The 13,792-nt window shown below is 69.3% G+C and carries 11 protein-coding genes; 6 read left to right on the forward strand and 5 right to left on the reverse strand.

Features of this window, described 5'->3' with window-relative positions; genetic code table 11:
* The first annotated feature begins 25 nt into the window (after positions 1–25).
* From G4H71_RS12850 to G4H71_RS12860, 3 genes are all read left to right on the forward strand, one after another.
* Positions 26–1,201 (forward strand): glycoside hydrolase family 3 N-terminal domain-containing protein, encoded by a 1,176-nt coding sequence (locus G4H71_RS12850; RefSeq protein WP_072737091.1) that lies wholly within the window; start codon positions 26–28, stop codon positions 1,199–1,201.
* Between the two features lie 38 nt (positions 1,202–1,239).
* On the forward strand, positions 1,240–1,539 hold the full coding sequence (locus tag G4H71_RS12855) for a hypothetical protein (RefSeq protein WP_072737090.1): 300 nt from the start codon (positions 1,240–1,242) through the stop codon (positions 1,537–1,539).
* Positions 1,540–1,612: 73 nt separating this feature from the next.
* Positions 1,613–2,212, forward strand: a complete 600-nt coding sequence (locus tag G4H71_RS12860; protein ID WP_072737089.1) for a TetR/AcrR family transcriptional regulator — start codon at positions 1,613–1,615, stop codon at positions 2,210–2,212.
* Between the two features lie 174 nt (positions 2,213–2,386).
* Here the strand turns inward: G4H71_RS12860 and G4H71_RS12865 are convergent, their stop codons facing one another.
* Both G4H71_RS12865 and G4H71_RS12870 read right to left on the reverse strand, forming a co-directional pair.
* Positions 2,387–3,250, reverse strand: coding sequence for a MaoC/PaaZ C-terminal domain-containing protein (locus tag G4H71_RS12865; RefSeq protein ID WP_072737088.1), 864 nt, complete (start codon positions 3,248–3,250; stop codon positions 2,387–2,389).
* The gene (locus tag G4H71_RS12870) at positions 3,250–4,596 is read right to left on the reverse strand and encodes a 3-oxoacyl-ACP reductase (RefSeq protein ID WP_072737087.1); all 1,347 of its coding nucleotides are present in this window, start codon (positions 4,594–4,596) and stop codon (positions 3,250–3,252) included. Before G4H71_RS12870 ends, G4H71_RS12865 begins: the two co-directional genes overlap by 1 nt.
* A gap of 142 nt (positions 4,597–4,738) precedes the next feature.
* On the opposite strand from G4H71_RS12870, the gene G4H71_RS12875 reads away from it, so the two are divergent.
* The 3 genes from G4H71_RS12875 (at position 4,739) to G4H71_RS12885 (ending at position 9,994) form a co-directional block, all read left to right on the forward strand.
* Complete coding sequence (locus tag G4H71_RS12875; RefSeq protein WP_072737086.1) at positions 4,739–6,073, forward strand: acetyl-CoA C-acetyltransferase; 1,335 nt, start codon at positions 4,739–4,741, stop codon at positions 6,071–6,073.
* A 354-nt stretch (positions 6,074–6,427) separates the two neighbouring features.
* Positions 6,428–8,593 carry a VanW family protein gene (locus G4H71_RS12880; protein WP_083342991.1) on the forward strand — a complete coding sequence of 722 codons (2,166 nt, stop codon included), beginning with the start codon at positions 6,428–6,430 and terminating at the stop codon, positions 8,591–8,593.
* Positions 8,594–8,629: 36 nt separating this feature from the next.
* The gene (locus G4H71_RS12885) at positions 8,630–9,994 is read left to right on the forward strand and encodes an FAD-binding oxidoreductase (protein WP_072737085.1); all 1,365 of its coding nucleotides are present in this window, start codon (positions 8,630–8,632) and stop codon (positions 9,992–9,994) included.
* Positions 9,995–10,052: 58 nt separating this feature from the next.
* Here the strand turns inward: G4H71_RS12885 and G4H71_RS12890 are convergent, their stop codons facing one another.
* The 3 genes from G4H71_RS12890 to G4H71_RS12900 all read right to left on the reverse strand — a co-directional run bounded on the left by G4H71_RS12890 (position 10,053) and on the right by G4H71_RS12900 (position 13,785).
* A complete protein-coding gene (locus G4H71_RS12890) occupies positions 10,053–10,997 on the reverse strand; it encodes a type IV toxin-antitoxin system AbiEi family antitoxin domain-containing protein (protein ID WP_072737084.1) in 945 nt (314 codons plus the stop codon).
* A 249-nt stretch (positions 10,998–11,246) separates the two neighbouring features.
* Positions 11,247–13,082 (reverse strand): acyl-CoA dehydrogenase, encoded by a 1,836-nt coding sequence (locus tag G4H71_RS12895; protein WP_072737083.1) that lies wholly within the window; start codon positions 13,080–13,082, stop codon positions 11,247–11,249.
* An 85-nt stretch (positions 13,083–13,167) separates the two neighbouring features.
* Positions 13,168–13,785: a class I SAM-dependent methyltransferase gene (locus tag G4H71_RS12900; RefSeq protein ID WP_246442179.1), complete on the reverse strand. Its 618-nt coding sequence runs from the start codon at positions 13,783–13,785 to the stop codon at positions 13,168–13,170.
* Positions 13,786–13,792 lie beyond the last annotated feature (7 nt).

Genomic DNA, 13,792 nt, shown 5'->3' on the forward strand with positions numbered 1-13,792 from the left:
GACGTGCTCGTCTACCGTCGGGGCCATGCGTTCGAAGATTTCCCTTGTCGTGGCGGCCACGTTCACGTGTGCCGGCCTGGTCGCGGGGTGTGCCTCGGGGGACACCGGGGCGGAGCCGACGCCGTCGGCCGCGGCTGCCCCTCCGACCACCCCGGCAGGCGAGCCGACGCCGGATCCGAGAACGCTCGCGCAGACGTGCGGTGCGGATCTGCTGGCGAACCTGTCCCAGCGGCAGAAGCTGGCCCAGCTGCTCAACGTCGGGGTGACGGGCACCGCGGACGCCCTCGCCGTGGTGCGGGACGAGCAGATCGGCGGGATCTTCGTCGGCAGCTGGACGGACGAGTCCATGCTCGCGAACCGGGAGGTGCCGCAGGTCGCGTCCGCGTCGGAGCTGCCGCTCATGGTCACCATCGACGAGGAGGGCGGTCGGGTGTCGCGGGTGTCGAACCTGCTCGGGCCCGACCCTTCCGCCCGAGTGACCGCCGCGACCATGACGGTGGAACAGACGTATCAGATGGCGTTGGAGCGGGGTCGCGGTCTCGCCGACCTGGGCATCACCGTCAACTACGCCCCGGTCGTCGACGTCAGTTCCCAGCCGGACAACTCGGTGATCGGCGACCGGTCGTTCTCGGACGACCCCGCGACGGTCACCCTGTATGCGGACGCCTACGCACGCGGCATGCGTGACGCCGGGATCCTGCCGGTGATCAAGCACTTCCCCGGCCACGGTTCGGGATCGGGGGACTCGCACACCGGCGCGGTGACGACACCTCCGCTCGAGCAGTTGCAGACCTCGGACCTGCAGCCGTTCCGCGATCTCGTCGACACCGGCGTCGGCGTCATGCTGGGCCATCTCGAGGTGCCGGGCCTGACGGCGCCGAACGTCCCGACCAGTGTCAGCCCCGACGCCGTGGCGTTGCTCCGCGGTGGAGTCGGGTACGGGGGCCCGCCGTTCACCGGTCCGATCTTCACGGACGACCTCAGCGGGATGCAGGCGATCACGGACCGATACGACATCACCGATGCCGTCGCCGCCGCGTTGGGTGCCGGCGTCGATGTCGCGTTGTGGTTGACCACCGACGACGTGCCCCGGGTGCTCGATCACCTGGAAACCCTTGTCGCGTCCGGGGAACTGCCCGCGCAGCGGGTGGACGAGGCGGTGCTGACGGTGGCGCGCGCCAAGGGTGCGGTGCCCTGCTAGGGTCGCTGCGTCCGTTGCCGTCCGATGGGGAGTTCCTGGTGAAGATTCGCGCGTTGATCGGTGGTGCCCTCGCGGTGGGTGCGCTCGGTGCGGGCTCGCTCGCGTTCGCGGCGCCGGTGTCCGCGACTCCGGCCGCGCCGGTTCAGGCGACCTGCCCGAAGGGGCACGTGTGCGAGCTGCCGGTGGAGTGCCCGTGGGAGTGGAAGCTGGACTGGTCGAGTGGCCAGATGGTGTGGCAGCCGCAGCCGTACTGCCTCAACCCGCACGCCGTGCCGACCGAGAAGACGATCGCCCAGAAGGAGCGGGTGCGCGCCTACCAGGAAGGTCGCGCGTACTGAGCCCGGAACGGGTCTCGTCCGGGTCGTTCCTACCGTAGAGTAAGGTCTGACTCTTACCACGGTTGGAGGATGGATGGCTGGCGGCACGAAACGACTGCCGCGTGCGGTGCGCGAACAGCAGATGCTCGATGCCGCCGTCGAGGTGTTCTCCGAGAGGGGATTCCACGAGACCTCCATGGATGCGATCGCCGCCCGGGCCGAGATCTCCAAGCCGATGCTCTACCTCTACTACGGGTCGAAGGACGAGCTGTTCGCGGCGTGTATCCAGCGTGAGGGTCTGCGATTCGCGGAGGCGTTCACCCCCGCCGGCGACCCGGGCCTGACTCCGCGCGAGCAGTTGCGGAAGGCCATCGAGGTGTTCCTCGATTTCGTCGGGGAGCACCGCAATTCCTGGATGGTGCTGTACCGGCAGGCGCTGGGCCAGCAGGCGTTCATGGGTTCGGTGCAGTCCGCTCGCGACCGCCTCATCGAACTGACCGCCGCGCTGCTTGCGGCGAGTACCCGGGAACCTCTTCCCGGACAGGACTTCCACATGGTCGCCGTGGCACTGGTCGGTGCCGGCGAGGCCGTCGCGGACCGCGTGGCGGGCGGGGAGATCACCCCCGCCGCGGCGGCGGATCTGCTCGAGGCCCTCGCATGGCGCGGCCTCTCGGGAAAGAAGAAGTCCGAGTAGGCATCGCGCCACCCGCTTCTCCCGAGTCCCCTTCTGCGCCCCTGCGTCCCTCGCCTCCCCGCGCCGCCCCCTGCTCCCTCCCCCGCTGGGTGAAGGGACCATTCGACCGGTCTGACGAGCCGAAGGGTCCGTTCACCCAGGCGGTGGGGAGGCGGAGGCAGGGGCAGTGAGGAGTCAGCGCAGGGTTGCCGTGAGGTGCGGGTAGCCCTTCTTGGGATGCCGGATGGCCAGGTCCCAGCCCTCGGGGGTCCGGTCGGCATACATGTTCAGCGTCGCCGGCAGCAGGATCGGCTTGCCGAAGCGCACACTGTAGGTCACCGCGTCCGGGATCCGCCCCTCGACGGTGGACAGGATGGCCGCGGCGCTCCACATCCCGTGCGCGATGGTCTTCGGGAATCCGAAGGCCTTGGCGCCCAACGAGGAGACATGGATCGGGTTACGGTCACCGGAGACCGCCGCGTAGCGGCTGATGGTGGCCTGGTCGACGCGGGCGACACGCAGCGCCGGGGGCGGCACCTCCTCCGGCTTCGGCTCCGGTCCCGGCTGGTCGGACAGCGACGTCCGCTGCTGCTTGAGGAAGCTCGACACCTGCCGCCACACCAGTTCCCGGCCCACCCGGACCTCGCTGACCAGGTCGACGAGCAGGCCCTTGCGGTGCTCGCGGAGATTCTCCGCGTGCACCGTCAGGTCGAGCGGCTCGCTCACCGAGATCGGACGGGTCTGCTCGATGACGTTCTCGGCGTGCACCGAACCGATGGCCGGGAACGGGAAGCCCTGCGAGACCATCAGTTTCATCACCACGGGGAATACCAGGGTGAACGGATAGGTCAGCGGCAGGCTGTCGCCGAAGCGCAGGCCCGTCGCCTTGCAGTAGGCGGCGAGGTTGTCCGGATCCACCTTCAGGCCCTTCAGGGCGAAGGTGGTGTCCGGAACGGAGGTGCCGCTCGCGCCGACGACGGGGAGGGCGCTGCGCACCGCCCCGAGGTAGACGTCCAGGGTCCCCGGGGCCTCGGAGAGCTCGATCACCTTGCCTCCCATCAGGCGCCGATCAGGCTCTGGCCGCAGACACGGACGATCTGTCCGGTCACGGCGTTGGACGCGGGGCTCGCGAAGTAGGCCACGGTTTCCGCGACGTCGACCGTCTGACCGCCCTGGAGCAGCGAGTTCATCCGTCGTCCGGCCTCACGGGTGGCGAACGGGATCGCGGCCGTCATGGCGGTCTCGATGAAGCCGGGGGCCACCGCGTTGATCGTGATCTTCTTCTCCGCGAGAACCGGTGCCGAGGCCTGCACGAGACCGATGACACCGGCCTTCGACGTGCCGTAGTTGGTCTGGCCGCGGTTGCCCGCGATGCCGGCGATCGACGACACGTCGATCACGCGGCCGCCCTCCTTCAGGGCGCCCTTCGCGACGAGGATGTCGGTGATCTTCTGCGGTGCCAGGAGATTGACGCCGATGACCATGTTCCAGCGGCCCTCGTCCATGTTGGCGAGAGTCTTGTCGCGGGTGATGCCGGCGTTGTGGACGACGATGTCCGCTCCGCCGTGACGCTCGAGAACGTGCTCGGCGAGCTTCTCGCCGGCGTCGTCGGCGGTGACGTCCAGGGCGAGGGCGGTTCCGCCGACCTTGTTCGCGGTCTCCGACAGTGCCTCTCCCGCGGCCGGGATGTCGGCGCACACGACGTGGGCACCGTCCCTGGCCAGGACCTCGGCGATGGTGGCGCCGATGCCGCGCGCCGCGCCGGTGACGACGGCGACCTTGCCGTCGAGCGGCTTCTCCCAGTTCTTCGGGGCGACCGAGTCCTCGGCGCCGACGCGGATGACCTGGCCGTCGACATAGGTGGACTTGGCCGAGAGGAGGAAGCGGAGGGTGGACTCGACGCCGCTGAGTCCGGTGGAGGCCTTCGACGAGACGTACACGAGCTGGGCCGTGGCGCCGCGCTTGACCTCCTTGCCGACGCTGCGGGTGAATCCTTCGAGAGCGCGCTGCGCGATGTGCTCGTCCACGCTCGCGGTGTCCTCGGGAGTGGTGCCGAGGACGACGACGCGGGCGCTGGGCGCGAGGTTGCGGATCACCGGCTTGAAGAACTCGTAGAGCTGCTCGAGGTCGGCGGCCGATCCGATCCCGGTGGCGTCGAAGACGAGGCCGCCGAGCTTGGTGTCGTGCGGCTGGGCCACCGGGTAATCGGCGAGGAGCTCGCGCAGCGGCTCGACGAGGCGGCCGTTTCCGCCGATGAGCACCGGCCCGGCGAGGGGCGGTTCGCCCGCCTTGTACCGGCGCAGGGGCTCCGGTTTCGGCAGGCCCGCCTTCGACGCGATGAACGCGCCGGGGGCGGAGGAGAGGAATTGCGAGTACAGGTCGGGGGCTCCCTTGCTGGCTGCCACGGTCCTACCTTCTGTCGTCGTGTTGGCGGGGGTCTCGTACGGGTTCGGTCGCCACCGAAAACGATGCGGTGTCGACAAGTAACTTACTCCTGAGTAAGAATAGTAGCCAACAGGTACACCGCACCAGACCATGGAGACCTCAGTGACCAGCAAAGCTCGCACCAACACGAAGTCAGCGGCGGCGACCAAGCGCAGCGGAAGGCAGCAGCGTCCCGTCGCGATCGTCGGCGGTAACCGCATTCCGTTCGCGCGTTCGGACCGCCGGTACGCGCAGGCCTCCAACCAGGACATGTTCACCTCCACCCTGGACGGGCTGGTCAGCCGTTTCAACCTCCAGGGTGAGCGCCTGGGCCTGGTCGCCGGTGGCGCGGTGCTCAAGCACAGCCGCGACTTCAACCTCATCCGCGAGAGCGTGCTGGGCAGCGCGCTGAGCCCCTACACGCCCGGATACGACCTGCAGCAGGCCTGTGGCACCGGTCTGCAGGCCATCGTCACCGTCGGCGACGCCATCGCCGCGGGTCGTATCGATGCCGGTATCGGCGGCGGCGTCGACACCACGTCGGATGCACCCATCGGGGTGAACAACGAGCTGCGCGAGTTCCTGCTGTCGCTGAACCGCGCGAAGTCGACCGGTGACCGCATCAAGCTCCTGGGCAACGTCCGCCCGTCGATGCTCGGCATCGAGATCCCGCGCAACGGCGAGCCCCGTACCGGCTTGTCCATGGGCGACCACGCCGCGATCACGGCGAAGGAGTTCGGGGTCAGCCGCGAGGCGCAGGACGAACTGGCCGCGGCGAGTCACCAGAACATGGCTGCCGCCTACGATCGGGGCTTCTTCGACGATCTGGTCACCCCGTTCCTCGGTCTGACCCGCGACGACAATCTGCGTGCCGACTCCTCGGTGGAGAAGCTCGCCAAGCTGAAGCCGGTGTTCGGCACCAAGCTCGGCGACGCCACCATGACGGCGGGCAACTCGACTCCGCTCACCGACGGCGCGTCCGCTGTCCTGCTCTCCACCGACGAATGGGCCACCGAGCGCAACCTGCCGGTCCTCGCTCATCTGGTCGACTCGGAGACTGCCGCCGTCGACTACGTGCACGGCAAGGACGGCCTGCTCATGGCGCCGACCTACGCGATTCCGCGTCTGCTCGAACGCAACGGCCTGACCTTGCAGGACTTCGACTTCTACGAGATCCACGAGGCCTTCGCCTCCGTCGTGCTCGCCACGCTGCAGGCGTTCGAGGACGACGCGTACTGCAAGGAACGGCTGGGGCTGGACGGCGCACTGGGGTCGATCGACCGCAGCAAGCTCAACGTCAACGGCTCCTCCCTGGCCGCGGGCCACCCGTTCGCGGCCACGGGCGGCCGGATCGTCGCCTCGCTCGCGAAGGCGCTGGCGGAGAAGGGTTCGGGCCGGGGCCTGATCTCGATCTGCGCGGCAGGCGGCCAGGGCGTCACGGCCATCATCGAGCGCTGACGCGCACACCGACGAGGGTCCGTCCCGGCCGTTCGGCTGCCGGGGCGGACCTCATCCGCAGGAGTTGCGGAAGGGTGTCTCGGGGATCCGGTAGCGAGGGGTGACCGGATCCCCGACGCCTTTTCCGACTTTTTCGAGAGCGGTGTAACGCCTCGGCCCGGACGCCGATACACCTGTCAGCCCCGTGTTGCTGCCTGACCCCCGACCTGGCAGCAGCGCGGGGCTCTCGCATCTCCTCATCTCCCCACCTGGCGGTACTGTGGTTCCGGGGTGGGCTCATAATCGTGAGGACAAGTCACGATCTTCGTTCCGGGCTGCGGCCGGAACGGGCAGACGATCCGGTGAGAGGACAGCGTGGACGACGGCACTGACGACCCCCGGCCCGAGGAGTTGCCGACGACGCCGATCTCGGACCGCTCGCAGGGCGACGGCAGCGAAGACCCGACCCAGGTGATCCCGGCGGTACCCGACGAGCCGGCACCCCCCAGGGCCTACGAGCAGGTCGATCCCGAAGGCGCCGGCGCGGCCACCGAGCAGTTCACGGCTCCTCAGGCCGAGGCGGCTTCTCCGGCCGGCTCCGACCCGTCTTCGGGTGGGGGAGCGGGCGGATCGGGTGGTGACGGAAGCGACGGTGGCGTGAGCGGCGCCGTCAAGGCAGCGCCCTGGGCCAAGATCGTTGCGGTCGCCGGTGGGGCCGCCGCGCTTCTCGGTCTCGGCTACGCCATCGACCTCGCGGTCGCGTCGGGATCGGTGGCGCGCGGGACGACCGTCGCGGGTGTGGACGTCGGCGGAATGTCGACGGCCGATGCCGAGCAGACGCTGCGCGCGGCGCTCGAGCCCCGCGCGAACGAACCGGTGGAGGTCACCGCCGGTGACGTCACCGAGCAGATCGTCCCGGCCGAGGCCGGTCTCGGGGTGGACTGGGCCGCCACGCTCGACCGCATCGATTCCCAGCCCCTCAACCCCTGGACCCGGCTGACGTCGTTCTTCGTCGACCGCGAGGCAGGGGTGAGCTCCACCGTCGACGAGGCGGCGCTCGCGGGTGCGATAGACGGGCTCCGGGGCACGGCCGACCGCGCGGTGCGGGAGGGCAACATCGTGTTCGAGGGCGCCACCCCGGTGCCGGTGACGCCTGCGCCCGGCCAGCAGATCGACGGTGAGGGCACGGAGGAGTTGCTCACGGAGCGGTGGGCATTCGCCGAGCCGATCGACCTGCCGGTCGAATCGGTCGAGGTGACCGTCTCCCAGGACAGCGTGGACCGCGCCCTCGCCGACGTGGCGGTTCCGGCCGCGTCCGCAGACCTGGTGGTCTCGGGTCGCGACGGCGTGACGGCCACGTCGCCGCGCGACCGGATCGGCGCCCTGCTCCGATTCGAGCCGGACGGCGACGGTGGTCTCGAGCCGGTGTACGACTTCGAGGCGGCGACCGGCATCCTCGCGCCGCAGCTGGCCCCCACCGAACGGGAGCCGAAGGACGCCGAGATCACGCTGTCCGGAGGTTCGCCCACGGTGGTGCCCGCGGTGGTGGGCGATCTGGTCCAGTGGCCCGAGACGCTCGAGGGGCTGCCGCAGGCGCTTGCGGGCACTCACCGGATCGACGCGGTCTACGGGCCGGTGGAGCCGGAATTGACCACCGAGGCGGCCGAGTCGCTCGGCGTGCGCGAGGTGATCGGCGAGTTCACGACGGGCGGATTCTCCTCGGCGTCCGGCGTGAACATCCGTCTGGCGGCCGCCTCCCTCGACGGGGCCCTCGTCCTTCCCGGCGAGACCTTCTCGCTCAATGGGCACACCGGGCCGCGCGGAACCGCTCAGGGCTACGTCGAGTCCGGCATCATCAACCACGGCAGGCCGGACACCGCCGTCGGCGGTGGTGTCAGCCAGGTCGCGACGACGCTCTACAACGCGTCGTACTTCGCCGGCATGGAGGACGTCGAGCACACCGAGCACTCCTACTACATCTCGCGGTACCCCGAGGCCCGCGAGGCCACCGTGTTCGAGGGGGCGATCGACCTCAAGTTCCGTAATCCCACCGACACGGGTGTGCTGATCCAGGCGATCGGGGGAAGCTCCCAGCTGACCATCCGTTTCTGGGGCACCAAGACGGTGGACGTGCAGTCGGTGACCGGGTCGCGCAGCCGCCCGACACAGCCGGACACGATCACTCTGCCGGCCGGCGACGCGTGCGTACCGTCCAGCGGTTCACCGGGATTCACGTCCAGTGACACTCGGATCATCACCGACGTGGCCACCGGCCGGGAGATCTCCCGCAACACCCGGACGGTTCGCTACGACCCCGTTCCGACGGTCGAGTGCGAGTCGTCGGACCCCGCTCCCGCAGCACCTCCGGCGGACGGCCCGCCGGAGCGCGCACCCGCGCCCGAGCCCGGCGGCGGTGGGGGCGGCCAGGCGCCGGCAGCTGCGCCGACGACGGGGCGCAGTGCGCCGAGCTCCACTCCGTCGGCACCCGCAGGCGAGACGACCACCCGCGCGCCACGCCCCACGGCGGACGACGACGAGTAGCGTCCCTGTCGACGGACGTCGAGCAGGGAGGTAGCGATGGACGAGGACCTGCGCAAGTTGGCGGCGCAGCTCCCGGACGGCGCGGTGCTCACCGACCCCGACCTGGTCGAGGGCTACCGCCGTGACTGGGCGAAGGACCCGGATGCCGGCCGTCCGCTGGCAGTGGTTCGTGCGAGTTGCACCGCCGACGTCCAGGCGGTGCTCCGCTGGGCGAGTGCGCGCCGCGTCCCCGTCGTACCCCGCGGCGCCGGTTCCGGGCTCTCCGGGGGAGCGACGGCCGTCGACGGTGGCCTGGTCCTCACCACCGAGCGGATGCGGCGGATCGACGTCGATCCCGTCACCCGGACGGCGGTGGTCCAGCCCGGCCTGCTCAACGCAGAGGTCAAGAAGGCGGTCGGCGAGCACGGCCTCTGGTATCCGCCGGACCCGTCCTCGTTCGAGATCTGCTCGATCGGCGGCAATGCGGCCACCAACGCCGGCGGGCTGTGCTGCGTGAAGTACGGCGTGACCACCGACTACGTCCTGGGACTCGAGGTGGTCCTCGCAGACGGCACGGCGGTGCGGCTCGGCGGCCCCCGGTTGAAGGATTCCGCTGGTCTGTCCCTCACGAAGCTGTTCGTGGGTAGCGAAGGCACGCTCGGGATCATCACCGAGGTGATCGTGCGACTTCTCCCGGCGCAGCCACCGGCGAGCACGGTGGTCGCGTCGTTCGCCACCGTCGAGGACGCGACGGCCGCGATCCTGTCCGTGACGCGCGCGATGCGTCCCGCGATGCTCGAGTTCATGGATCGCGCCTCGATCGGTGCGGTGGAGGATGCGCTGAAGATGGGACTCGACCGGTCGGCGCACGCGATGCTGATCGCGCAATCCGATTCGCCGGGGGCGGACCGTGCCCGCGAAACCGAGTTCATCGCCGAGGCTTTCGCGCGGCACCACGCGCCGGAGGTGTTCGCGACCGACGATCAGGAGGAGGGTGAGGCGTTCACGGCGGCCCGGCGTTTCGCGATTCCCGCCGTCGAGAGGCTCGGAACCCTGTTGCTCGAGGATGTCGGTGTGCCGGTGCCGTCCCTGCCCGACCTCATCCTGGGAATCGAGGAGATCGCCCGTCGCCGTGAGGTTCTCGTCGCGGTCATCGCTCATGCGGGCGACGGCAACACCCACCCGCTGATCGTGCACGACCCCCTCGACGCCGCCGAGACCGCGCGGGCGAACGCCGCGTTCGGTGAGATCATGGATCTGGCGATCTCGCTGGGCGGCACGATCACCGGCGAGCACGGGGTGGGTCGGCTGAAGAAGGCGTGGCTGCCGGACCAGGTGGGCCCCGACGTCATGGAGCTGACCCGGCGGATCAAGACCGCACTGGACCCGGACCACCTGCTCAATCCCGGCGCGGTGCTCTGACCGGGTTACCCTGCCCACTACTGCGCGCCGATTCCGTAGCCGCACGGTGGATTGGGCCCTAATCTCCGCGCGGGTGCGGAAACGGTATGCGGCTGTGGAGGGCTCGACGTATCCGAGCGGCGAGCACCTCGGGAGCGCCGAGATCCGCCCAGGTCCACCGGACGACGCCGTACCCCAGTTCGCGCAGGGCGTCCTCACGGAGTTTCTCGGCGAAGACGGCATCGCCGGGCTCCTGGCCGGGGCGCAGGAGCCGACCGTACTTCGTCCGTCCGTCGAACTCGCCGATCACGCCGTACTCGGCCCAGTAGAAGTCGACCCGGGCGAGGAAGTATCCGCCGCCGTCCCGGAACTCGTGCTGGAGCGACGGCACGGGCAGGTCGTACGCCTCGAAGAACACCCGACTCCGTGATTCGCCGACGCTCTCACAGCGCGCATCGACGAGCGCGGCAGCCCGGCGCGCCGCCTGTACGCCACGTCTGCCGCCGGCGCGGGTAACTTCCGCCGACAGTTCCCGCGAGCCGACGGCGAGCGTGCGTGCCGCCGCGTCCCCGGCGACGACGGCAGATTCGACGCCGTACGAGCAGGCGAGGTCGACGACGGTTCGTGCGGGTGAGGTGACGCGGTAGCCGCCGATCGTCGTCACCGAGCCGTGCAACGGGGAGGCGTGGACGACGACATCGGCGCCGGTTCGCCCGCCGCTGGGTCGGTCCCGAGTGACATGTACCCGGTCGAGAGGGGCGTCCCACAGGGGGAGTCCGTGGACCACGGCGGCGGTGCCGTGACTGAGCACCGCATCGGGTGCGAGGGCCGGTAGTACGGCGTCGACGGCGAGCAGGTGGCGTGCCGGTGCGTCGAGGGCGGACATCGTTGCCGCCTCGATGTAGGCGCCGTGTCCGAGTCGCTGCCACTCGCCTCGTGTGTAGCGCCGCCGGATCTCCTCGTCGGAGTACCCGGCGGCGAGTGCCTGTTGTCGTCGCACGACGCGGTGGCTGGAACGTTCCATGGGTCCGATGGTGGCCGGTCGGAATGCTCTCCGCAGCTGCCGATCCGCGATCTGTGGATGGCGAAAACCTGGGGATAGATGATCCGCACAGGCATTCCGCAGCCGCGGGGCGGATAGGGCCGGAATCGCCCCGCGGATCCCGAATCGGTGCGCGGCATCGAGTTGCCGCGACGTATGGCGGCTCGCCACACGGCAGCGCCCCCGGACCGAGTGGTCCGGGGGCGCTGCCGTCGTGGAGTTCGCCTGCGATCAGAACGCGGCTTCGTCGAGCTCCATGATGTCGTTGTCGACGTTCGCGACGATGCCCTTGGTGGCGGTCAGCTCGGGCAGGATGTTCTTCGCGAACCAGGACGCCACGGCGACCTTGCCCTCGTAGAACGCCTTGTCCTTGTCGGAGGCACCCTCGTCGAGCGCCTTGATGGCCACCTCGGCGCCGCGCAGCAGCTGCCAGCCGATGAGCAGGTCGCCGACGGACATGAGGAAGCGCACGGAACCGAGTCCGACCTTGTACAGCTCGGACGGCTGCTCCTGGGCGCCCATGAGGAACCCGGTGAGCGTGGCGGCCATGCCCTGGACGTCCTCGAGGGCGGTGTTCAGCAGTGCGCGCTCGGACTTGAGACGACCGTTGCCCGCCTCGCTGTCGATGAACTTCTTGACCTCGCCCGCCACGTGCGCGAGTGCGACACCGCGGTCACGGGCGATCTTGCGGAAGAAGAAGTCCTGCGCCTGGATGGCAGTGGTGCCCTCGTACAGCGAGTCGATCTTCGCGTCGCGGATGTACTGCTCGATCGGGTAGTCCTGCAGGAAGCCGGAGCCACCGAAGGTCTGCAGCGACTCGGTGAGCTTGGCGTAGGCCTGCTCGGAGCCGACACCCTTGACGATCGGGAGCAGCAGGTCGTTGACCCGGGCCGCCAGTTCGGCGTCCGCGCCGGAGACCAGCTTCGCGACCTCGGGATCCTGGTGCGCGGCGGTGTACAGATACACCGAGCGCAGGCCCTCGGAGTAGGCCTTCTGGATCATCAGGGCGCGACGGACGTCCGGGTGATGCGTGATGGTGACGCGCGGCGCGGTCTTGTCCGTCATCTGCGTCAGATCGGCACCCTGGACGCGCTCCTTGGCGTAGTCGAGCGCGTTGAGGTAACCGGTCGACAGCGTGGCGATGGCCTTGGTGCCGACCATCATGCGAGCGTGCTCGATGACGTCGAACATCTGGGCGATACCGTCATGGACCTCGCCGACGAGCCAGCCCTTGGCCGGAACACCGTGGCCACCGAAGGTGACCTCACAGGTGGCCGAGACCTTCAGGCCCATCTTGTGCTCGACGTTGGTGACGTAGACGCCGTTGCGCTCGCCGAACTCTTCCTTCTCGAAGTCGAAGTGGATCTTCGGGACGAAGAACAGCGACAGGCCCTTGGTGCCGGGCTTGGCGCCCTCGGGACGAGCGAGAACCAGGTGGAAGATGTTCTCGAACAGGTCGTCGGAATCGGCCGAGGTGATGAAGCGCTTGACGCCCTCGATGTGCCAGGAGCCGTCGTCCTGCTGGATCGCCTTGGTGCGGCCCGCACCGACGTCGGAACCGGCGTCGGGCTCGGTGAGAACCATGGTGGCGCCCCAGCCGCGCTCGACGAGGGTGGCCGCCCACTTCTTCTGCTCGTCGGTGCCGTTGTTGAACAGCACGTCGGCGAACGCGGGGCCGGCCTGGTACATGTGCGCGGCGGGCTGCGAGCCGAGGATCAGCTCACCGATGGCCCACACGACGGAACGGGGAACCGGGACGCCGCCGATCTCCTCGGACAGACCCATGCGGTACCACTCGGCGTCCCACAGCGCGCGGAAGGACTTCTTGAAGGACTCCGGCAGGGTGACGGTGTGGTTCTCGGGGTCGAAGACCGGCGGGTTGCGGTCGGCGTCGGCGAAGGACTCGCCGAGCGGTCCTTCGGCGAGGCGGGCAACCTCGCTGAGCATGTTCTTGACGGTGTCGACGTCGAGGTCGCCCCACACGCCCTCTTCGAGAGGCTTCTCGAGTCCGAGCAGCTCGAAGAGGTTGAACTCCAAGTCGCGGACGTTGCTCTTGTAATGGCCCATGTCGTTTCTATCTCCCGGTGAGATGGTGCGGTCTGTCCGTCGAGTACCGCCCAAGCTTATTACTCGTCGGTAACTTTCCCCGATATTACGCCGGATCCAACGACGTGCCAAGAATCGGGGTGCGTCCGACGACGACGGCGTCGACGGCGAATCCCGGGCCGATCTCCCGCCGGCGCTGCCCGATTTGGGAGATCGTCAGCCGGTCGGCGAGCTCCTCCGTGAACTGTGTTGTGTCGTAAAGATTTTCGCGCTCGATGGGGAGATCTCCCCAGGAACCGGGGTCGGTGACGTCGTATCCCGAAATCATGAGGGTTCCATCAGGTTTCAGCGCAGATATGGCATGGTTCACAATCTGCCGGCGCTCGGGCGGGGGGACGTGAACGTACAACACGAGGGCGAGGTCGTACTCGTTCTCCCACCGGACGTCCGCGGCAGATCCGAGGCGGAAGTCCAGGCGCTCGCGCACCGAACGAGGAGAGCGGGCAGCGACGGCGCGTGCCCGGGTCACCGCGACCGGTGACGAGTCCACCGCCGTCACCTGCCACCCGCGGGTCGCCAGCCACAGCGCGTTCCGCCCCTCGCCGCACCCCAGGTCCAGTGCCGTACCGCGGGGCATCGACGTCGCGAGATCCACCAACAGGTCGTCCGGCGGTGCTCCCCACACCGGCTCGGAGCGGGAGTAGTACTCGTCCCAGGTCAGCACGGCAACA

It is taken from the genome of Rhodococcus triatomae, from assembly GCF_014217785.1.
In the GTDB taxonomy this organism is placed as follows: Bacteria; Actinomycetota; Actinomycetes; order Mycobacteriales; family Mycobacteriaceae; genus Rhodococcus_F; species Rhodococcus_F triatomae.

Bases quoted from the DNA above. Each gene is read 5' to 3' on its own strand.
- G4H71_RS12850 (WP_072737091.1), top strand. From the start codon at position 26: ATGCGTTCGAAGATTTCCCTTGTCGTGGCGGCCACGTTCACGTGTGCC.
- G4H71_RS12860 (WP_072737089.1), top strand. From the start codon at position 1,613: ATGGCTGGCGGCACGAAACGACTGCCGCGTGCGGTGCGCGAACAGCAG.
- G4H71_RS12865 (WP_072737088.1), bottom strand. From the start codon at position 3,250: ATGGGAGGCAAGGTGATCGAGCTCTCCGAGGCCCCGGGGACCCTGGAC.
- G4H71_RS12885 (WP_072737085.1), top strand. From the start codon at position 8,630: ATGGACGAGGACCTGCGCAAGTTGGCGGCGCAGCTCCCGGACGGCGCG.
- G4H71_RS12890 (WP_072737084.1), bottom strand. From the start codon at position 10,997: ATGGAACGTTCCAGCCACCGCGTCGTGCGACGACAACAGGCACTCGCC.
- G4H71_RS12895 (WP_072737083.1), bottom strand. From the start codon at position 13,082: ATGGGCCATTACAAGAGCAACGTCCGCGACTTGGAGTTCAACCTCTTC.